The 20,299-nt window shown below is 62.2% G+C and carries 22 protein-coding genes; all 22 read left to right on the top strand.

Annotated elements, in window-relative coordinates; all coding sequences use genetic code 11:
- The first annotated feature begins 53 nt into the window (after nucleotides 1-53).
- The 22 genes from Q8K09_RS08435 to Q8K09_RS08330 all read left to right on the top strand — a co-directional run bounded on the left by Q8K09_RS08435 (nucleotide 54) and on the right by Q8K09_RS08330 (nucleotide 20,129).
- Nucleotides 54-779, top strand: coding sequence for a hypothetical protein (locus Q8K09_RS08435; protein ID WP_305254524.1), 726 nt, complete (start codon nucleotides 54-56; stop codon nucleotides 777-779).
- 37 nt (nucleotides 780-816) lie between these two features.
- Nucleotides 817-1,119 carry a hypothetical protein gene (locus Q8K09_RS08430; protein WP_305254523.1) on the top strand — a complete coding sequence of 101 codons (303 nt, stop codon included), beginning with the start codon at nucleotides 817-819 and terminating at the stop codon, nucleotides 1,117-1,119.
- A gap of 101 nt (nucleotides 1,120-1,220) precedes the next feature.
- A complete protein-coding gene (locus Q8K09_RS08425; protein ID WP_305254522.1) occupies nucleotides 1,221-4,334 on the top strand; it encodes a tape measure protein in 3,114 nt (1,037 codons plus the stop codon).
- A 15-nt stretch (nucleotides 4,335-4,349) separates the two neighbouring features.
- On the top strand, nucleotides 4,350-4,859 hold the full coding sequence (locus Q8K09_RS08420; RefSeq protein ID WP_305254521.1) for a hypothetical protein: 510 nt from the start codon (nucleotides 4,350-4,352) through the stop codon (nucleotides 4,857-4,859).
- Complete coding sequence (locus Q8K09_RS08415) at nucleotides 4,859-6,568, top strand: hypothetical protein (RefSeq protein ID WP_305254520.1); 1,710 nt, start codon at nucleotides 4,859-4,861, stop codon at nucleotides 6,566-6,568. Before Q8K09_RS08420 ends, Q8K09_RS08415 begins: the two co-directional genes overlap by 1 nt.
- Nucleotides 6,569-6,570: 2 nt before the next feature.
- The gene (locus Q8K09_RS08410) at nucleotides 6,571-7,026 is read left to right on the top strand and encodes a hypothetical protein (protein WP_305254519.1); all 456 of its coding nucleotides are present in this window, start codon (nucleotides 6,571-6,573) and stop codon (nucleotides 7,024-7,026) included.
- Nucleotides 7,023-8,483: a hypothetical protein gene (locus Q8K09_RS08405; RefSeq protein WP_305254518.1), complete on the top strand. Its 1,461-nt coding sequence runs from the start codon at nucleotides 7,023-7,025 to the stop codon at nucleotides 8,481-8,483. The genes Q8K09_RS08410 and Q8K09_RS08405 overlap by 4 nt, the downstream gene beginning before the upstream one ends.
- A gap of 7 nt (nucleotides 8,484-8,490) precedes the next feature.
- Nucleotides 8,491-9,357 (top strand): hypothetical protein, encoded by an 867-nt coding sequence (locus tag Q8K09_RS08400; RefSeq protein WP_305254517.1) that lies wholly within the window; start codon nucleotides 8,491-8,493, stop codon nucleotides 9,355-9,357.
- 33 nt (nucleotides 9,358-9,390) lie between these two features.
- A complete protein-coding gene (locus Q8K09_RS08395; protein WP_305254516.1) occupies nucleotides 9,391-9,975 on the top strand; it encodes a hypothetical protein in 585 nt (194 codons plus the stop codon).
- Nucleotides 9,968-10,495 (top strand): hypothetical protein, encoded by a 528-nt coding sequence (locus Q8K09_RS08390; RefSeq protein ID WP_305254515.1) that lies wholly within the window; start codon nucleotides 9,968-9,970, stop codon nucleotides 10,493-10,495. The genes Q8K09_RS08395 and Q8K09_RS08390 overlap by 8 nt, the downstream gene beginning before the upstream one ends.
- 6 nt (nucleotides 10,496-10,501) lie before the next feature.
- Nucleotides 10,502-11,020: a hypothetical protein gene (locus Q8K09_RS08385; protein WP_305254514.1), complete on the top strand. Its 519-nt coding sequence runs from the start codon at nucleotides 10,502-10,504 to the stop codon at nucleotides 11,018-11,020.
- On the top strand, nucleotides 11,020-11,223 hold the full coding sequence (locus Q8K09_RS08380; RefSeq protein WP_305254513.1) for a hypothetical protein: 204 nt from the start codon (nucleotides 11,020-11,022) through the stop codon (nucleotides 11,221-11,223). Before Q8K09_RS08385 ends, Q8K09_RS08380 begins: the two co-directional genes overlap by 1 nt.
- Nucleotides 11,216-13,345: a hypothetical protein gene (locus Q8K09_RS08375; RefSeq protein WP_305254512.1), complete on the top strand. Its 2,130-nt coding sequence runs from the start codon at nucleotides 11,216-11,218 to the stop codon at nucleotides 13,343-13,345. The genes Q8K09_RS08380 and Q8K09_RS08375 overlap by 8 nt, the downstream gene beginning before the upstream one ends.
- Complete coding sequence (locus Q8K09_RS08370; protein ID WP_305254511.1) at nucleotides 13,345-13,923, top strand: hypothetical protein; 579 nt, start codon at nucleotides 13,345-13,347, stop codon at nucleotides 13,921-13,923. The genes Q8K09_RS08375 and Q8K09_RS08370 overlap by 1 nt, the downstream gene beginning before the upstream one ends.
- Nucleotides 13,920-14,366 (top strand): hypothetical protein, encoded by a 447-nt coding sequence (locus tag Q8K09_RS08365; RefSeq protein ID WP_305254510.1) that lies wholly within the window; start codon nucleotides 13,920-13,922, stop codon nucleotides 14,364-14,366. The genes Q8K09_RS08370 and Q8K09_RS08365 overlap by 4 nt, the downstream gene beginning before the upstream one ends.
- A gap of 61 nt (nucleotides 14,367-14,427) precedes the next feature.
- The gene (locus Q8K09_RS08360) at nucleotides 14,428-14,961 is read left to right on the top strand and encodes a hypothetical protein (protein ID WP_305254509.1); all 534 of its coding nucleotides are present in this window, start codon (nucleotides 14,428-14,430) and stop codon (nucleotides 14,959-14,961) included.
- On the top strand, nucleotides 14,958-15,503 hold the full coding sequence (locus Q8K09_RS08355) for a lysis system i-spanin subunit Rz (RefSeq protein ID WP_305254508.1): 546 nt from the start codon (nucleotides 14,958-14,960) through the stop codon (nucleotides 15,501-15,503). The genes Q8K09_RS08360 and Q8K09_RS08355 overlap by 4 nt, the downstream gene beginning before the upstream one ends.
- 134 nt (nucleotides 15,504-15,637) lie before the next feature.
- Nucleotides 15,638-16,501 carry a tRNA pseudouridine(38-40) synthase TruA gene (gene truA / locus Q8K09_RS08350; protein ID WP_305254507.1) on the top strand — a complete coding sequence of 288 codons (864 nt, stop codon included), beginning with the start codon at nucleotides 15,638-15,640 and terminating at the stop codon, nucleotides 16,499-16,501.
- A gap of 44 nt (nucleotides 16,502-16,545) precedes the next feature.
- Nucleotides 16,546-17,166, top strand: coding sequence for a phosphoribosylanthranilate isomerase (locus Q8K09_RS08345; protein WP_305254506.1), 621 nt, complete (start codon nucleotides 16,546-16,548; stop codon nucleotides 17,164-17,166).
- 194 nt (nucleotides 17,167-17,360) lie between these two features.
- The gene (gene accD, locus Q8K09_RS08340; RefSeq protein ID WP_305254505.1) at nucleotides 17,361-18,251 is read left to right on the top strand and encodes an acetyl-CoA carboxylase, carboxyltransferase subunit beta; all 891 of its coding nucleotides are present in this window, start codon (nucleotides 17,361-17,363) and stop codon (nucleotides 18,249-18,251) included.
- Complete coding sequence (folC, locus tag Q8K09_RS08335) at nucleotides 18,248-19,555, top strand: bifunctional tetrahydrofolate synthase/dihydrofolate synthase (protein WP_305254504.1); 1,308 nt, start codon at nucleotides 18,248-18,250, stop codon at nucleotides 19,553-19,555. Before accD ends, folC begins: the two co-directional genes overlap by 4 nt.
- Nucleotides 19,539-20,129, top strand: coding sequence for an SPOR domain-containing protein (locus Q8K09_RS08330; protein WP_305254503.1), 591 nt, complete (start codon nucleotides 19,539-19,541; stop codon nucleotides 20,127-20,129). Before folC ends, Q8K09_RS08330 begins: the two co-directional genes overlap by 17 nt.
- Nucleotides 20,130-20,299: the final 170 nt, after the last annotated feature.

Genomic DNA, 20,299 nt, shown 5'->3' with positions numbered 1-20,299 from the left:
TTTGATGGGAGGGACGCCCAATGCAGTGCCTGAAGTGCAAGTATGAGCCGACCATGTCAGAAATGCAGGCGAGCCCAGATGCCTGCCCGAAGTGTGGTGTGATTTACAGCAACGCCGATGCGAGCGTGGGGCGGGGGTCTTATCGGAGCAAATCCGGCGAACGATCACGTTCCGCTATTTCCAAGATCATCGTGGTTATCGTATTGGCAGGCGCGGCCATCGGCGGGTGGAAATTCTATCAGTACCGCCAGGTGCTAGCTGCCGTGGAGGAGCAGGTCAGGCTTACATCTGCCTACGTTACGCAGATAGTGACCGCCTTAGATGAAGGGGGGTCGATAACATTTTCTGAGTTTTTCGAGAAGGCAAACAAAGGCGTTGCTGAAATCGATGCATCAATGGTTCAGGTTTCAGTTCTTGAGCCTTCTGCAGAAGCATCGGCAGCTGCAATCGTCTATATGAAGAAATCGCAAGAGGTCATTAGGGGCACTGCGCGGTCTATGCGGTCTTTGCTTGATCTAACGACGGCAAAAAAACGGGAGGATAAGGCTTCTGATGATCGTCTTTCTTCCAATGAATATGTGCGTGAAAGAGCGAGCGAGTCCAGGCTCTCGGCGTTGGACGCGCAGCTTAAAGCGCTGAATGATCTGAAAGAGTCGCGCACCAGCTTGGCAGTCGTAGCCAATGAACTCAGGGCGGCCGGGTCAGAGATACATGGCATCAGCGGGTCAGCGTTGCTGAGCCCGCCGATTTACGAGCGATTAACCAACTTCAACAAATAACCCGCTTCGGCGGGTTTTTTATTACCCGGAGAAAAGTATGAGCGACCTCGGCAAAACAGTGGTCAAGAAGTTCGGCGACAAAGAAGTGATCTGCCGGGAGCTTACCGTCGCTGGCACCCGCAAGTTGATCGAGTCCGAGTCATCGGGCGACCTGATCACGGAGGCGCTATTCGAAGATGTGCGCCTCGGCGATCTCGAAGTCCTGACCAGCCTCACCAAGGAAGACATCGAGGGCATGCTGCCTAGCGAGCTGGCGGTCGTGGTTGACGCCTGCAAAAAGGCCAATCCGGATTTTTTCGGGATGCTGGCCAGGCTGGCCAAACCGCGCAGTCCAGCCTGAGCCAGCTCGATGGTCTGATTTGCAAGCTCACCGTGCTCGGTCATCACCGGGTGCTCGATTATCCATGGTCGCTGTTTCGCAGCGCTTTGAAGGGTTAGATCATGACTGACGTCGAGCTGCGGCTGACGGCCGATGTAGGCCAGGCAACCAAGGGCATTAGCGGGTTCCGTAAAGAATTCGGCGATATGGTCAAGGCGCTTGAAAAACCGCTTGGCCAGATCAGCGTGTTGCAGCAGTCCCAGGAAAGTGCCAAGAAGGCCGCCACCGAGTTCTTCGCAGCAAAGCGCAACGTGGAGCTGTTGCGCGATGCATTCCAGCAGGCAGGCCAGCCCGTAAAGGGCTTGGCTAGCGAACTGAGCAAGGCCGAGCGCACCCTGGCACGCACCACCCTTGAGTTTGACCGGCAGAAGGCCAAGGTGCGCGAGCAGCGAACTGAGTTGCGCGCCGCTGGCGTGGATACTCGCAACCTTGCCGGCGAGCAGCAGAGGCTCCAGGCAGAGATCGCCAAAGGTGTGGCGGCTGGCAATGCCGACGTAGCCATGAGGGGTGCCAAGGACACCTTTGGCGTTGGGGCAATCGAGGACACTCAGCGCGCCCTGGTCGATCTGCGCCGGCAATACCAGCTGGTAGCTGCGGACGCGACCCTTACTGGCAAGCAACGTGCGGAAGCAGAGGCCAGCTATCGCCGCAAGGTCTCTGAAACCCTCGAAGAGCTGCGCAGGCTTCGAGCCGGCGTGCAGGCCGGCGCCACTCAGTCAGAGGCCGCCGCTGCCGCCGAAAGGGGCCGATATGCGAGCGCCCGGGAAGGTATTCGCGCCCAGGCCGCCGCCCTGGCCCAGGTTACGCGTGAGCAGCGCCAGGCCAATATCGAAGCGGCCCGTGGCGATTTGGGCGTGAACCGCTATCGGGCCTTGCAGTCAGAACTTGCGCGCACGCAGTCGCAATATGCGCTATTGCGCCGAGTGGGTGGGCTGACCAACAAGGAGCTGGCCGTTGCCCAGCTTGCATACACTCGCCGCGTGAAGGAAACGCAGCTGGCCATGCGTCAGCTGGTTTCTGAGCAGCAGCGTCAGCGCACTGGCGGCGCAGGGATTACTGGTGCTGTCGGCGGAATCGGAGCTGCCTATATTGCGGTGAACACAATCAAGTCCATCGCGCAGACGGCAGACGCCTACAGTTTGATGAACGCGCGCCTGAAGTTGGCGACCGATTCGCAGCAAGAGTTCAACGTCGCCCAATCTGAGCTTCGCAGAATCGCGACCGACACCCAGACCCCTGTGGCCTCGCTCGTTACCCTGTACGGTCGCATTAGTCGCCCGCTGAAAGAAGCAGGGCGCAGCCAGGCCGATATCCTCAAGCTAACTGAGGCGGTGGCCACATCATTCAGAGTTTCAGGCGCTACGGCGACCGAGGCCGAGAATGGCGTTATCCAGTTCGCCCAGGCGCTGGGTGCAGGCGCGTTGCGAGGTGAAGAGTTCAACAGCGTCGCAGAGCAGGCCCCGCGCCTGATGCAGGCGCTCGCCGCTTCGCTGGGCGTGCCAATTGGCGCGCTCAAGGAAATGGCAACCCAGGGCCTGTTGACCGCTGACGTAGTAACCGACGCCATGGTCGGCCAGCTCGAAACCCTGCGCCGTGAAGCCGAGTCGCTGCCGGAGACTGTTGGCGGCGCCATGACCGCGCTGTCGGATCGCTGGAACGAGGCAGTGGGTCAGGCCGATGTGCAGCCGCTGATCGATGCGATCAACGGCCTCGGCGACACTCTGTCCGACCCGGTCGTGATCGACAACCTAGTCAGGCTCGCCTCGGCGCTGGCAACCCTGGCAGGCACTGCCGTGTCTGGAGCATCTGAGTTTGTCGACCTGGGCAATCGTATCGCGTTTATTGCTGCCAACTCTGCAGGTCTGACCACCGAGCTGGATCAGCTGGATCAGGAAATTGCCGACATCGACAAGAGCCTGAGCGGTACCACTACCGTTTACTCGCTATGGTTCACCGAGGAAGAGCTGACCGCAAAGCGCGAGTCCCTGGCAGCCTTCCGCGCCGCCATCGTCCAAGAACAAACCGGCATGAATGCCGAGCTGGAGTTTCTCGCGGAGGTAGCCGCAGGTGCTGCCGAGTTCGCCCGCCAGCAGGAGGTAGACGCCCATAGCAAATACATCGGTGAGCTGAAAAAGCTCCAGGGTGAACAGGTCAAGGCTGCCGAGCAAGGCGCCAAGGCCCTCGTCGGCGCCGAGAGAAAAGCCAACGCGGACCTTAAGAAGGTTCGCGATGACCGGTTAAAAATCGAAGAACGCTACAAGGAAGCGCTCGCGGGCCTGGGTGGCGATGGCAGCGCTACCTACGGCAATGCTCAGGCGCTAAAAGTTGGTGCTCGTGAAGCGCTTGCTGCTGGCGATGTCGAAGGCGCCCAGGCCCAGGCTCAGGCAGCATTGAAGATGCTGCAGGATCTGGCGGCAGCCGGCGAGAACACCTACGGCTTCAGCGGCTTTATCCAAGAGCTGCAGGATATCGAGTTGGCCGCCAACGATATCGAGCAGACCAACGCCGAAGCGAAGATTAAATCTATCCAGGACAGCATGGAGGCGCTGAAAGATGGAGCCAAGAAGCTGCAGGATATGCCTGTCAGCATCAAGTCTGACGAAGCCAGCATTGAGGCGGTGCGAAATCAGATCCAGGCGCTGGTCTCCGAGCTGGGCAACACTGAGATCGTGATTCCGGTAAGGGTTGCGCATCCTGACGGGCCGATAATCAAGGATGTGGCGCCGCTATCAGGTGATTACGTGCTGCAAAATGTTCAGTCGCCAGGCTTCGCTCCTGGCGGCTGGACCGGCCCGGGCAGCAAGTACCAGGAAGCCGGCGTTGTCCACGCCGACGAACACGTCCAGCCCAAGCACATTGTTAACGAGCCGGGCGCGTTGTCGTTCCTGGAGCAGATCCGCCGGCAGGGCTTCCGCAACACCATGAGCCAGCTGCAGGCCCGCCTGGCATCAGGCATGCGCGGCTATGCCGATGGCGGGTTGGTGGCGCCTGCGCGATCGCTACCCAGCATCCCGCAGATGAACCCAGCCTTGATGCAAAGCGCTAACCCGCTCGCTGACTGGGGCAGGGCCACGCTCGACTCTGGCGGCAACAGCGTTGAGGTGCTGATGAAGCAAGACGGCTTCGACAAGGTACTGCGCCGAACCGCAATGAAATTCGGCGGCACCCACAAGTAACAACCGAGGCTCACTATGTCGCAACCCAAAATCACCCTCGGGGGAATCCCGATCGTGCTGCACGCTGGCGCGCCGGACTTGAGCGAAGAGGCCATCGGCGGCGAGACCCTGCTGCGCATGAGCGACGGCGCCGGTGTACCGATGACGCACTGGCAGAAGATGGCCGGCAGCATATCGGGCCAGGGCTGGATGCCGCCGGGCTTGGATGGCTTGGACTACAGCCAGCCGCTGGAACTGCGCAGCACTCAAGTCAACAGCATGCAGGGCGCCGGGTTGGTTTACACCTTGCCCAGCACCCCGCGTCCGGATCAAGCGCCGTGGGCGTTCGCGCTGCTCGGTGACCGCTGGCAGCCCGCTGCTTGCAGCACCGTCGACGGCGTGGCCACGGTCACCGCCGTCAACGGTGCGGAGGCGTATCAGGTGTGGTGGATGCCGGTTTACTCGGTAAAAGCCCGCCGCCCACCGAAACAACAGTCATCTGCCAGCGCCACGCATAGCTGGTCCATCGCCTGGGAAGAACTCTGATGCTCAACGGCTCGCCGCTTAATGGAGCACCGCTCAACGGCGCCCTGGCTGCTGGCGCTGTACCCGAGCCCGAGTACGTCGTGCGGGGCGTCGGCTATCGCTGGCGCCTGCGCCTGATGGTCGGCGGGCTCGACATGACCGCGCAGCTTGCCGGTGGCGCGGACGGTGATCGGGAGGAGGGCGCTGCAGGTGTGGGCGGCTTCGACCTGTACATCGCCCCCGGCACCCCGGTGGTGCCCACCGACTGGCTCGGCAAGGCGGTCAGCCTCGATTACCTCAGCACTACAGGCGGCATCACTACAGAGAGCCGTCGCTACACCGGGCAGATCGCCAGCCCGGTATGGAACCCGACCACGCGCCTGCTCAGCTGCGAGTGCAGCGACCAGGTGCAGCAACGCGTCGAGGCCATGCCCATTGCCGCCATCGACAGCCTAGTCGGCGGATACTGGTCGGCGGACGTGTTCGAGCCGACCGAGGGCCGCAGTCATTGGGACTACGCCATTGAGCGCCTGAGTACCCGCCCGGTCAGCCTCGACTGCTCGCCCACTGGTGCGTTGCGGGTGACCAGCTGGTATGCCGCACCGACGCCGCACTTCGTATTCGGCCCCGGTACCACGATTTACCAAAGCCTGCGCCTCGATTTGGCGCCGCTGAGCAGCATCACCAACCGCGTCGAGATCGAGTTCAGTTATCGCTACAGCCGGCTGTGGCAGCGCAATCAGCAGTACAGCTGGGCTCACCCGGAGACTGCTGGCTCCACGGGCATGAGCGGCTTCTGTTGGTGGCGCGGCTTCCCCAGCGAATTGCCCAACATCGAGATGATCGAGGATGCGGCCAGCGCCAACGGCCAGACCCTGCTCGCGCCGAACTACTACACGCTGCCAGGCACCATGACCGACCCGTGCAACAACGGCGTGGCCTGGATCAACAAATATACCGACCTGCTGCTGGGCGCGAGCTGGACGGGCGCCCGGCGCTGGACGCAAACCGTCACCGAAACCTACAGCCTGAGCCTGGCCACCGCCGCCGGCGAGGCCGAAGAGAGCCGCATCGTCCAGCGCGCGTCCTATTCCTTCGAGATCGAGGACGAAGCGGCCGAGGCCTGGACGGATGACCCGATCACCGGCGGCGAGAGCGGCGCGAGCGACTTGCACGACGAGTCACGCCGCGCTGCCGCGATTAACGTCGCCCTGCGCGCCGGCCAGACCGAGATCATCGCCGGCCACCGCGCCACACTGATCAGCTGGGACGTGCCTACCAGCATGGCCATGGGCGTTGATCTGACCCACACCCTGGAGATCAACAGTGATGGTGTGCACGCCGTCGGCAAGTGCACGCGCATCGCCGACCGCTTCGACCTGGGCAGCGGCTCAGCTGTCACCACGCTGACCATCGCGGTCATGCGCGGCGGCGGCAGCAGTGATCCGCTGACCCTGCCGGCTCGCCTGGGTGCTGGCGTAATAGGTACTGCGGATTCCGGTGCCGGCGAGGATCTGCCGACCCAGCTCTCCGGCTACCTGCTGCCGGGTTACGACGAGACCATGCAGGGCTTTAGCGGCAACAACGACGCCGGCGGTGGAACCGAAACCTTCCCGCGCCGTTTTGATGCCCCTGCCGACGAGATCCCAATCACTGAGCGCGACGAAAACAAACTCACCGCCGAGCAGCTGTACCGCGTCGGCATCCCCAACGACATGCTGGAGTTGTAACCATGGCCACACTGCAGGAGCAACGCCAAGCCATCGCCGCCGGCATGGCCGCCAGTCGCGCCCCGACCGCCGAAGCCGAGCGCAAGGCCATCGGCAAACGCATCATCGAGGAGCGCACCGGCAAAGCAGTAGTTGAAGACCTCAACCGCCTGACCACTCCCGCCCGCCAGCGCAGCAGCCTGCGCCCGGTCGGCGCGGTGGGTGCGCTGCCGGCGAGCGTGGGGCGCGGCGTTTACCAAGAGCCGGCGGCAACTACAGGCGGCATTGCCAGCCCGCTGGCTGAGGATGTCACGCTGCTCGAGGGCAAGTACTACCCCGACCGGGAGTACTGGCCGGAAGGCCACACCAGCAGCGACGGGCTGTTCGTGCTGCCCGCGATAAAAATCCTAAACCTGCGCGACGCCAATGATGCGGTCGTTCAAATCTTCCTTGCGGACCCGGAGGGCACGATTGAATGAACCTGCCGCAATGGGGATGGCCCTGGCATGGCCGGGTAGACACGACGGGGCGCCTGCACCTGCTTAACGGCACGATCATGCCGTACCTGCTATCGGATTGGGCCAATCACACCTACCGGGTAAAAGTGCCGGGAGTGGCGCCAGTGGCCCGCACCACGGAGGAGTTGGCGGCGGATTATGAGCGGGGCAGGGAGTGGCGCAACGAGGCGATCATGCAGGGCCTTGACCTCTACGGGCAATCGTTGGGTGGCTGGATTTACAGTGCCCCGGATGACTCGCGCTGGATCATCCGCCTGAGCGGCAGCGCAACTCGCTTCGGTGTATTGGGCGGCGCGCCGGCTGAACAGACGCTGACCGTGGCGTGGCCAGCGGACGACATCCAGCCAGGCGATGAGCTGACGATCAACAGCAGTCCCGTGGTAGTCAAGCGCTGGATTCTGCCGGTGGATATCGCCCCGGATGGCGCTCGCGCCATCTACATGCTTTACGTCGACGACCCCGCTTATAACGTCGGGGTGCGCAAGTTGCCTGTGGGGTTTCAGTTGGTCACGGTTACCGGCGAGACCGGCGCGATAACCCTGGAGATCAGCACGGTGCGCACCATGCAGCAGACGCTGGGCACGGCGGTGTTCGGGGACGGCAGGGAAACGGAACAGCGCACAAATCGGCAGACTACGCCGCAACACCCAGGCACGTCGCGCCACCTCGCGCCAGACCGCCTCAAGAGCGATGACCCGCCCGGCACTGTGTATGCCACGGGCAGCGCCCAGACCGGCGCCGACTACGCAAAGATCGTCGGTCCCATGAGCAGCAATGTCACTGGCCGGATTTTGGCGCTGTGGTTCGGCTCTGCCGGTGATGTCATTGAATGCACGATTGACCGCCTGCGCGAAATCGATCTGAGCTTCCCTGCGTTCCATCGCGTCCCGTACGAGGGCAACCCGGATGAGCGCGACCGGTGGGCGCGAGTTGCCTCTCGCTTCCTGCGCGAGGAGGGCACGCTGCGGGTCGCTGGTGAGGCGATGGTCACGTTTTGGAATACCGAGCGCTCAGTGCGTGACAGTACCTATCCATCCCTAATCAACACTCTCGATACATACGAGTGGGAGCTGGACGATGGTCGCGGCGAGCTCTTCGAGACGCTGAGCAGCGGATCTAGCCTGCTCGAAGACCCGCTCACCCCGCCGGGCTTTTCTCAGCGCGTCTTTGCTGGCAACCAGTGGCGCCTGCTGACAAACAACGTCGCGGTGCTGCTGCGCGACTACTACATCGAGGGCGCCGCGGCGCAGCTGCAGTACTACGGTTGCGCCACGCCACACGGCCTTGTGTCTATGAGCGGCGTAGTGGTTGGCGCGCTTAACGCAAATCAGGCCGCCGGGCCTCTTGAGTTTGCCTGCTTCAATCCATTCACCGGCGAGGTCTCAGACCCAGCCGGCGACACTATGACGTTCGTGTGAGGGCAGCATGCAACTATTCCTGAACAACTGGTCAGCGGCTCTCCTGGGCGACGCTCTAGAGGGTGACCTGACTATGAGCGTCGATCCAGACCAGGCGGCGATGCTAGCCGGGCTGGGTAGCGGCGACCACTATGTCATCACTGCATTGGAAAGCCTGGGCTCCAGCGAGATAAGCCGGGAAATTATCAAGGTGACCGGCGTTCTCGGCGGCGACCTGACAATTGTGCGCGAGCAGGAAGGTACGGCCGCGCGCTACTGGCCAGCCGGTACAGCGCTCGAGATGCGCCTGACCGCTGCCGCGCTGGAGGGGCTGCGTCCCGCGCCTGGCGATGGCAGCTCGGCTGCTGCTCGGTTCGGCTCGCCGCGCCTGCCGGTCGGCTCAATGGTGTGCCCGTTTGAGCTGACCTCGGCGGGCAACACCTCCTACAGCAACTCCTATATCTACCTTGTGCCGTTCGAGCCGGATTACCCGATTGAAGTAGATCGGCTTGGCGTGCGCATACAGGTGGCCAATGCGAGCGCCTCGATCCGGGTCGCGCTTTATTCCGCCGCCGCAGAGGGCTGGCCCGATGCGCGCATCGACATGGTCACTATTCCGGCGGCATCTGCCGGCCATCAAACGGCAGCCCTGGACGCACCGCGGGCACTTGAGGTTGGGCAGCTGTACTGGTTCGCGATCCAGCCCGTGGGCGCCGCTGTCAACATGATCAACGTCAATAGCCGCCCTGTAGGCATGGCGAGCACGGGGGTATCCGCTCGCATTCTCAAGCGATTCACCGGCGCCGCGCCACCCTTCACCTGGGGTTTCGATGTGGGCGACTTTAGCAGCGCCATCGACGCCGCCCCTTTTGTCTCAATCCGCCGCAGCGCCTAAGACACCTATCCCATCATTTCGGAGTAGCCAGCCATGCAGCCGGCCCGTATCCCCCTGTCCATCATTCAGGGCGCGACCCTGCGCGACACGCTGCGCATCATGCAGCCGCGTTTCGAGTACCGCCCGATCACCGCTATCGCTGCGACGGCGCCAGTGCGCCTGACGTGCGACCACGACCTACCTGGCGACTGGCTGGTGTGGCTGCAGGGCGCGCAGCAGATGCCCGAGCTCAACCGAGCGCCGCGCCGCGAGCATCCGCACCGGGTCGAGGTGATCGACGCCAGCACGCTGGAGATCAACGCGCTGTCGGCAGTCGGGCGCACGCCGTCCGGTGGCCAGCTGATCTACCAGCCTCCGGTTGATTTGACCGGCGCCACCGCGCGCATGCAGATCCGCGACAAGCCGGGCGGCAGCCTGCTGCTGGAGCTGAGCACCACCAATGGCGGGCTGACTATCACCGGCCCCGGTACCATCGCCCGCACCCTGTCGGCCACTGCTACGGCGGCGATCACCTGGGCGACGGCGGTGTATGACCTGGAAGTGACCTATACCGACGGCACCGTGCACCGCTACTTCGAGGGGCCGGTCACTGTCAGCCCGGAGGTGACGCGTGACTGAGCCCGTCGCCCAGGTCGAGGCCTGGGCGGTAGTGGTGGAGGGCGGCTGCGCGCCGCTGGTGATTGAGCATTTACTCGAGTACGCCGTCACCGTCGAACCGCCGCCGGATGTGCTGGTGGTGACCATGGGCGACCAAGGCCCGCCGGGCATTGCCGGCGCACCCGGCCCCGCTGGCGGCAGCGCCTTCCAGCGCACCGCCGGGCACACCCTCAGCGCCCTGCGCGCGGTCTACGAACTCGACGACCAGGTGCATTACCTCGACTACCGCGACACCGCGCACATCGACCTGCTGCTCGGCATCACCCTCAGCGCGGCCAGTGCTGGCTCACCGGTCAACGTCCAGCGCTCCGGCGTGATCGATGACAGCGGCTGGAACTGGACGCCCGGGCGCATCTGGCTTGGCATCGATGGCGCACTCACGCAAACCCCGCCAGCTGACGGCTTCGACGTGCTGATCGGCGCGGCCACTTCGGCAACAAGCATCACCCTGAATTTCACTGACCCTATCGATCTGGAGTAACACACCATGGCTCAAGGCTTTCTGGCTCGCGTTGCGGGCAAAACCAAGCAACTGTTCGCCACCGTCATCTCTTCGGGCGCGGGCAGCTCCGGCAATATCGTCGCGCTCGGTGCGGATGGTCGCCTCGACGACAGCGTGCTGCCGGTCGGTATCGGCGCTGACACCACTCAGGCCGTCGCCAGCGAGACACTGGGCGCGGGCAAGTTCGTCAACTACCACGACAACACCGGCGTGTTCTCGGTACGCCTGGCTGACAACAGCAACGGTCGCCAGGCGGATGGCTACGTGCTCGAGGAGTTCGCCAGTGCCGCCACCGCGACCGTCTACCCACTGGACGGCACCAACGCCGAGTTGACCGGCCTGGCCATCGGCGCCCGTCACTGGCTCGGCACTGCCGGCGGCGTAACCGCGACCCCGCTCGACGAAACCGACACCGGCAACGTCAACAAAATCAGCCAGTACATCGGCGTGGCCAAATCGGCGACCGAGCTGGTCACCGATGACGACGGCTACGTGGTGCTCTGATGACAGCGCGCAGACCGATTGTCCGCGCTGGCGGGCGTGATCAGCAGTTACCGCCCGGCGATACGGTGCTGGGCTTGCCGGTGTACCTGTCCGCATTCCAGCAGGACGGGACGCTGCTGCGCCTGGCTCTTGCCATCAATTACGCGCTGCCGGTTTACCGTGCCGGCGGCCCGCTCAATGTGCAGGTGATGCTCAATGGCTGAAATTAAACCGATAAAGCTGGCCGACCTCGGCGGCGGATCTGGCCGGCTGGAGGAGTTCGGCGAAAGCGACACCCTACCGCTGTCCTCGATGCCGCCGGAGATCCCGGAAGCGCTTGCGGATAAGGTCGACAAGTCCGCCGGCAAAGGCCTGAGCACCGAGGACTACACGACCGAGGACAAGGCAAAACTTGGCGATATCGCAGCCAACGCCACCGCGAACAGCTCCGACGCCGCGCTGCTGGATCGCGGCAATCACACCGGCACGCAGGCAATCAGCACGATTGAAGGGCTGTCGGCTGAGCTGGCCGGCAAGGAGTCTGGCGGCACCTCTGCTGCCGCCGTAGCCGCCCACGTCGCGCAGGATGATCCGCACGCACAGTACGCGCTCGAAACCGCTGTCGCTGCGGCATTGGCCGGCAAGGCAACTACTGCCCAGGGCGCGCTTGCCGATGGCGCGATCCAGTCAGTCGAGAAGGGTGAAGCGCTCGGCGTTGCCACGCTGGACGCCGCCGGCAAGGTGCCAGCTATCCAGCTGCCATCCTACGTCGACGACGTGCTAGAGGCTGCCGACTTCGCCAGCCTGCCGGCTACCGGCGAGGCTGGGAAAATCTACGTCACGCTTGACTCAAACAAAGCATGGCGCTGGGGCGGCAGCGCGTACACCGAAATCAGCGCCTCGCCGGGCACCACCGACAACGTGCCAGAGGGCGCCAACCTCTACCACACCGCCGCCCGCGTGCGCGCCGCGCTACTGACCGGGCTTAGCCTGGCCACCAGCACCGTGGTCGCCGAAACCGACAGCCTGCTGCAGGCCATCGGCAAACTCGCCGGACGGTTGGCGCTGGCATTCGACCGCGCTAACCACACTGGGGCGCAAGCAATCAGCACCGTCACCGGGCTGGGCACTGCGCTGGATGAGAAAGTGGACAAAGCCACTGGCCAATCCCTGATGACAGATGCCGAGCGCATCAAGCTCGGCGATGTTGCTGCAGGCGCCCAGGTAAACGTGGCCACTAACTTGGCTCAAGGCACGCGCACAACTACAACCGTGGTCATCGAGTCCAGCACTGGCGAGGACGCTACGCTTGACGCTGCCACGGATACGCTGGCGGGCGTTATGAGTGCGGCAGATAAAGTGGTAGTTGCCGGGGTGCCTGATGCGCTGGCCGCGAAACAAGACACCCTCATATCTGCCACTAACATCAAAACCCTTAACGGCCAGACTCTGCTCGGCTCGGGGAATATTGAATTAGAAGCGGGCGGCGGGGGCGGCGGGGGCCTCACTTACTTTGAAGACTCGCGCTCTACCGCCTCGCCTAACGCTGCTGTCCCGGTACATGCGCTTACTGCACTAGGCGACGAGGCGAATATAGACTTTGTGATTGCGCCTAAAGGTACTGGGGCTATTCTGGCCCAGGTGCCGGATGGGGCTTCTACTGGAGGTAACAAGCGCGGCCAGGGATCTGTTGATTTGCAGCTTCAACGGTCAAGCGCGGCGCAGGTTGCTAGCGGAAATAGGAGCTTTTTGGCGGGGTCAACTAATACTGCCTCGGGAGCTGCATCCTTTAGCGCTGGGTTCGCTAATGTGTCGTCTGGATCGACATCTTATACATTCGGGCAATACTGCGTAGCGTCTGGCGACTGGTCTTCCGCTACAGGGTTTTACACGACTACTAGAAGCATTGTCGGCGCAATAGCGGAGGGGTTTGCGGCGTCTTCTGGCCGGCAGCAGGTAGAGCGATTCCTCCTGCGTTGGGATACGACAACCGCCGAGTCCCAGCGACTAACAACCGATGGCTACGCACTTACCGCTGCGCGCGCCCCAGTAATGCCCAACAACTCCGCCTACTACTGCCGTATCCGAGTATTGGCCCGCAACACTGGTACTAATGAAGCAATGAGTTGGTCAGGCACAGCACTAATCAAACGGGGCGCTAACGCAGCATCTACAACACTGGTCGGCAGCACTATCACCAGCGACTTCGGAGACGCTGCTATGTCAGATTGCACCGTTACGCTATCTGCCGATACAACTCGTGGGGCGCTTGCTGTAATTGTTACCGGCCTTGCATCAACTTCAATCCGTTGGGTTGCTCAACTTGAAACCGTGGAGGCCGCATAATGTGGATCAATCCCGAAACACTAGAACTATCTGCCGAGCCTGCCGCCAACTTAGAGCGGGTAATGGAAACCCAGTGCCCCCTAACTGAGCGCCTCGAAAAAGCCGTGCCGGACGGCGCCGAATTAATAGACGGCATGTGGCAACAAACATGGCGTATTGAGCCGCTGGATGCCGCAGAAGTTGCCCAGGTGGTAGAGGCTGAGCGGGTTAATTCCGGTCTATCTTTCGGGCAACTGTGTACCAAAAACAACGCCGCCTACGAAACCGCCATCGCCGCACTCACCAGCGCATACCCGCCTAGCGAGATTGCTACGTGGGAACGCCAGCGGGCTGAGTCTTTGGCTTGGTCTATCAACGCAGACGCACCAACGCCGTGGATCGACATTGCGTCTACCGCCCGAGGCATACCGCGTGACGAGTACCTCGCCCGCACGCTTATTAAAGCGACTCAGTTTGCCCAAGCCAGTGCGTACCTGACTGGCCTGCGTCAGCGCTACGAGCACGACATCAAGTCTGCTACCACCGCTGAACAGTTGGCTGCCATCACGTTCGATTACACACTGCCGGTGGCCCCGTGACCGTCCAGCTCGCCCTGTACAAGGGCAAGGGGAAGATTGGCAATGCTGCTATCCGACTGTGGACTGGGAGCGTCTACAGCCACTGCGAGCTGGTGGTCGACGGATGGTGCTACTCGTCCAGCGTGATGGACAAGGGTGTGCGGCGTAAGCGGGTCGGCCCCGACGCCGGCCAGATCAGCCTGGGCGCGCACTGGGATCTGATCGATCTGCCCTGGGCTGATGCCGATGCGGTGGTCGCGTACTTCGCCGCCACCGATGACGACCGCTATGGCTGGCCGTCGCTGATCATGAGCCAAGTATTCAACCGCAACCGCCAGAGCGAGCACGCGCAGTTTTGCAGCGAGTGGTGCGCCAATGCCATCGGCCTGCCCAGCCCGTCGAGCTACAGCCCAGCAACGCTTGGCGCGACCTGCGCCTGGGCTGGCGACCTGATCGCCGCGTAGAGCCACGCCCGCACAACCCATGCCCGCCACTGAGCGGGCTTTTTTACGCCTGGAGAAACCTATGACTCTCTCTGAAATCCGGCGCCAGGCCATTGCGCCTGCGCTGGCGCTTCTGCCTGCGCGCATGTCCGAGCGACTGCCACAGGTCGAGGCGCTGCTGCTGGCCACTCACTTGCAGGAGTCGCCCAATCGCGAGCAGTGCCAGTTGCCAGCGCGCCCCGGCAAGTGCGGTCCTGCGCGGGGCATCTGGCAGTTCGAGCGTGGCGGCGGGGTTGCTGGCGTACTGCGCCACCCGGCAAGCCGCCCGCACGTGTTCACCGTCTGCGCGAAACTTGGCGTAGTGCCGACGCTCGACGGGATCTTCGACGCGCTACCCACTCAGTGCGACGTGCTCGATGCCGCCCTGGCGCGACTGCTGTACTGGACTGACCCCAAGCCGCTGCCGGCCCTCGGCGATGCTGACGCCGCATTGCAGAGCTACCTGCACAACTGGCGGCCTGGTGCCTACACCAACGGCAATGCCGCCAAACGCGCCGAGCTGAGCCGCAAGTGGCACGCCAACTACGCCAAGGCGCTGGCCGAGGTGCGGGCATGATCGCCCTGCTGCAGCACTACCGCTTGGCGCTGATCGGCCTGGCCGTGGCCGTACTGATGGCGCTGTCGGCAGCTGGTGCCTGGCGGTGGCAGAGCAATTTTTACGGCAAGCAGCAGGCCGAGCAGGCCGCCGCGCACGAACACACCCTCGGCGAGATCGCGCGCGCCGCCACCCGCCAGTTGCAGGCCCAGCAAGACAAACGCCAGGCGCTCGAACTGCGCCTGGCTGCCCTCGATTCAAAAGAGCACCAGGAGCTGACCGATGCACAAGCAGAGAACGAACGCCTACGCCGGCTGTACGCTGGCGCTGATGATGAGCGCAAGCGGCTGCGCATCGAAGTCCGAGCTGCCGACGCCGATCGCGTCGTGTCCACCACCACCCGCGCCGGCCGCGTGGTCGATGGAGAAAGCCTCGAACTCAGTGAGCGAGCTGGACGCGCTGTTTGGGATATCCGAGCAGGAGTGATCAGCGACCAGGCGAAGCTGGACTATCTGCAGGGATACGTGTGCGAGCTGAGGCCTGATCTTGCGGCGTGTAAATAGGAGGGGGTAAAGGTGCCCAGGACGGGCGGGGAGGGGGCAAATCGTTTCCGCAACTAAAACACTGTCCCGCGTGGCACTAAGGCCGCAGGCGGGTATAATTGCGCCAATTGCGGAAACGATGTGGCGATAAGCTATTGAATAACATAGAAATCTCGGCAGCCGAATCGGCTGCCGTTGGCATTTACAGAATCGCCCTTGGCGTTGAATACAAAGGCTCGCGTTATCGTGGCTTTCAGCGCCAACGCGCCGGCGTGCCGACAATTCAGGCATCCCTGGAAAAAGCCCTGTCGAAAGTTGCTGGTGGCGTGCCCGTCACCTTGAGCTGCGCCGGGCGCACCGATGCGTCAGTGCATGCCAGCGCCCAAGTGGTGCACTTCGATACGCCGGTCGAGCGCTCCATGCTCGCCTGGGCCATGGGGGCGAACCGGAATCTGCCAAACGATATCAGTGTGGTGTGGGCCAAGCTGATGCCCGCTCATTTTGATGCGCGTTTCTGTGCGAAGGCCCGGCGCTATCGCTACGTGATCTACAGTGATCAGGTCCGTCCGGCGCATATGGCCGAGGAAGTGACCTGGAATCATCGGCCGCTGGATATCGAGCGCATGCGCGAGGCAGCAAAAGCATTTGTCGGTACGCATGACTTCAGTGCCTTTCGTGCGCGCCAGTGTCAGGCCAAGTCGCCGATCAAGACGGTGCATCACCTGGAGCTGATCGAACACGGCCGCTTTATTGTTCTGGATATCCGGGCCAATGCGTTCCTGCATCACATGGTGCGTAACATTGCCGGGGTATTGATGACAGTCGGTGCTGGCGAGCAACCGGTAGAGTGGGCGCGCGCAGTGCTGGAGACCGGAGTGCGCCGCACAGGTGGCGTGACCGCACACCCTCATGGCCTGTACCTGGTGCAGGTTGATTACCCGCCGGAGTTCGACTTGCCTGTGCGTTATCTGGGGCCACACTTCCTCTCGGGATTACCGGATGTGGCGGCAGACGCATAGTGGTTCATTTGCTACCATCGGCTCTTTACTGAGGTATTCGCCCGTTGTCAGTCGTTCGTAGCAAAATCTGTGGAATTACCCGCGTAGAAGATGCACTGGCTGCTGTTGAGGCGGGTGCTGACGCTATTGGCCTGGTGTTTTATGCCAAGAGCCCGCGAGCTGTAACTGTGCCTCAGGCGCAAGCAATTCTGGCGGCGTTACCGCCGTTTGTGACCACGGTGGGCCTGTTCGTCGATTGTGAACGCAGCGAGTTGCGCGCCATTCTCGATGTGTTGCCGCTTGATCTGTTGCAGTTTCATGGTGATGAATCGCCGGCTGCCTGTGAGGGCTTCATGCGTCCTTATATCAAGGCGTTGCGGGTCAGGCCGGGCGACGATATTGCTGCGCAGATAGGTTTGTACGGCTCAGCCTCAGGTGTTTTGCTGGATACGTTTGTGCCGGGTGTGCCGGGCGGTACTGGTGAAGCCTTTGACTGGTCACTGGTACCCCGCGGCTTGCGTATGCCGATTATCCTGGCCGGTGGCCTGACGCCCGAGAATGTCCGCGCGGCGATCGAGCAGGTGCGACCCTATGCCGTAGATGTCAGCGGCGGCATCGAGGCGAGCAAGGGTGTGAAGGACAGTGACAAGATTCATGCATTCATGCGTGCGGTCAGAAGTGCCTGAGGCAGTGACCATGCGATGTGACGACGCTGCAGGCTTGGCCGTCCATAACCCTGATGCAACGATCGCCTTTGGCAGTCGAGGCCAAGGTGGCTGCCGGCCCCTATTGAGACTGCCCTCGTGAATTCGCTTGGATGTACCGGCAAGGCCCTGTGCCAGACGCCTGTTCGAGCCCACAGTTTTGGAGAATCAAGAGCATGAGCAACTGGTTGGTAGACAAACTGATCCCATCGATCATGCGGTCCGAAGTCAAGAAGAGTTCGGTGCCTGAAGGTCTCTGGCACAAATGCCCGTCTTGTGATGCGGTGTTGTACAAGCCTGAGCTGGAGAAGACGCTGGATGTCTGCCCCAAGTGCAATCACCACATGCGCATTAATGCGCGTGCGCGCCTGGATATTTTCCTTGATGCCGACGGCCGTGAAGAAATCGCTGCGGAGCTTGAGCCGGTTGACCGTCTTAAATTCCGTGACAGCAAGAAGTACAAGGATCGCCTGGTTGGCGCCCAGAAGCAGACCGGCGAAAAAGATGCACTGATTGCCATGCGTGGCACGCTTGAGTCGATGCCTGTGGTGGCCTGTGCCTTCGAGTTCTCCTTTATGGGTGGCTCGATGGGTGCGGTTGTCGGTGAGCGTTTCGTGCGTGCGGCCAACGTGGCGCTGGAGCAGCGTTGTCCGTTCGTGTGTTTCTCCGCGTCGGGTGGTGCGCGCATGCAGGAAGCGCTGATTTCCCTGATGCAGATGGCCAAGACGTCTGCGGTGCTGGCGCGTTTGCGTGAAGAAGGTATTCCGTTTATCTCGGTATTGACCGACCCGGTTTATGGTGGCGTTTCCGCCAGCCTGGCCATGCTCGGTGATGTGATCGTCGCCGAGCCCAAGGCGCTGATCGGTTTTGCCGGTCCGCGGGTTATCGAGCAGACAGTGCGTGAAAAACTTCCGGAAGGATTCCAGCGTAGCGAGTTTCTGATCGAGCACGGCGCCATCGATATGATCATTCATCGCGAGGAGTTGCGTCCGCGCCTGGCCCGACTGCTTGCCCAGTTCATGGGGCTGCCATCGCCGGTTGTTGATGCGTTGCCGGTCACTGCATGACCGAGCGCTCTCTGGCCGATTGGCTGGCGTACCTGGAGCAGTTGCATCCAAGCGCCATTGACATGGGACTGGATCGTTCCAGGGCTGTGGCGCAGCGCATGGGTTTATCCAGGCCTGCGCCGCAGGTGATCACGGTCACGGGCACCAACGGCAAGGGCTCTACCTGTGCTTTTCTCGCTGCGTTGCTGCAAGAGCATGGGCTAAAGGTTGGGGTCTACAGTTCGCCCCACTTGATGCGCTATAACGAGCGTGTACAGGTTGCCGGTGTCGAGGCCAGCGATGCTGAGCTTTGCCAGGCCTTCACGGCGGTTGAGGCTGCGCGTGGTGAGATTTCCCTGACCTATTTCGAGATGGGCACTCTGGCGGCTTTCTGGCTGTTTCAGCATGCAGCCCTGGATGCCGTAGTGCTGGAAGTCGGGCTGGGCGGGCGATTGGATGCAGTCAATCTGATCGACGCCGATTTGGCTCTGGTGACCAGTATTGGCATTGATCACGCTGAATGGTTGGGCGATACCCGTGAGTCTGTGGCCTTCGAGAAGGCTGGTATCTTTCGTGCTGGCAAGCCGGCGCTGTGTGGTGATGTCGATCCACCGCAGTCTTTGCTGAGCCAGGCAGCGCGGTTGGCTGCGCCGTTATTTTTGCGCGGTCGCGATTACGACCTGAGTATCGAAGGGCAGTGCTGGTCCTGGTTTGGTGTGAATGCCAGGGGTGAAGCCTTGCGGCTGGAGTCCCTGCCGTTACTCGATTTGCCGATGGAAAACGCAGCCCTGGCGTTGCAAGCGTTTGCTCTGCTCGATCTGCCCTGGCAGGCCGAACAGATTGCTAGTGCCTTGGCGAGTACTCGGGTAACTGGTCGTCTGGATCGCCGAACCCTGAATTGGCAGGGCAAACCGCTCACTTTGCTGCTGGATGTTGGGCATAATCCCCACGCGGCTGAGTATTTGGCGCAACGCTTGTCTGGTCGGGCGCTTACGGGCAAGCGACTAGCGGTGTTTGGTCTGCTGGTCGACAAGGATTTGGCCGGGGTGGTTACGCCGCTGCTCGGTCAGGTTCAGGCTTGGGCCGTGGCGCCACTGCCGACTGTGCGCACGCGCCCTGCTAGCGAGTTACACGCGTATTTGTACGATTGTGGCGCGCAGGTTACGGCTCATGCCGATGTGCAGGCCGCTTTACAAGCGCAATGTGCGCGAGCGTCGGCAGGGGACGAAATACTGCTGTTTGGGTCTTTTTATTGCGTGGCCGAGGCTTTGGATTGGCTGGCCCGCCAAGCCTCGGGGGATCTGCGGGATGGCTTTGCTGGATAACGTATTGAAGCAGCGGATTGTCGGCGCCTTGGTGTTGGTGGCGTTGGCGGTGATTTTTCTGCCCATGCTGCTGTCGCGTGAAGACGAATTGCAGCGTGTTGTGGTCGATGCGCCAGCGATGCCGCAGGCGCCGGTTATGCCGCAGATTGAAATGCAGCCCGTAGTTGTGCCGGAACCTGAGGTACTGCCCGAAGAGTTGGAGCCCATTGCCGAGGCGCCAGCCCCGGCGGAAGTGGCGCCTGCTCCGGTTCCTGTGCCGGCGCCAGTGGTTGCGCCTTCGGTGCCAGTCAGTGCTGCGGTGCAGGCTCCTGCCAGTCGTCTGGATGCCAACAGCCTGCCGATCAGTTGGTCGGTGCAGCTGGCCAGTCTATCCAGTCGCACCGGTGCGCAAGCGTTGCAGGACACTCTGCGCAGACAAGGTTATGACGCCTATGTCCGCCACGTGGATGGGATGAACCGAGTGTTTGTAGGTCCGGTTATCGAGCGAGCTGAAGCCAATCGCTTGCGTGAGCAATTGAGCCGTCAGCACAAACTAAGCGGTTTCGTCGTGCGCTTTCAGCCAGAACGCAGTTAGCCGATTGTAAGCGTCGAACTGCTTCGTTCGTGTTGCGCAGCGCTGGCACTGGGTTTTTACCTACTCCAGTGCAGGTGTTGCTGCGTGGGGCAACTTTCCTGGCGCCTGATAATCCTTTTCTTACCCCATGCGAGGGGCTCTGCTAAAATGCAGCGCCTTTCCAGTCGGTA

The sequence above is a fragment of the Pseudomonas sp. genome, assembly GCF_030683065.1.
Taxonomy (GTDB): domain Bacteria; phylum Pseudomonadota; class Gammaproteobacteria; order Pseudomonadales; family Pseudomonadaceae; genus Aquipseudomonas.
Note: the sequence above shows the minus strand (reverse complement) of the source record. Positions and strands in the feature narration are given on the sequence as shown.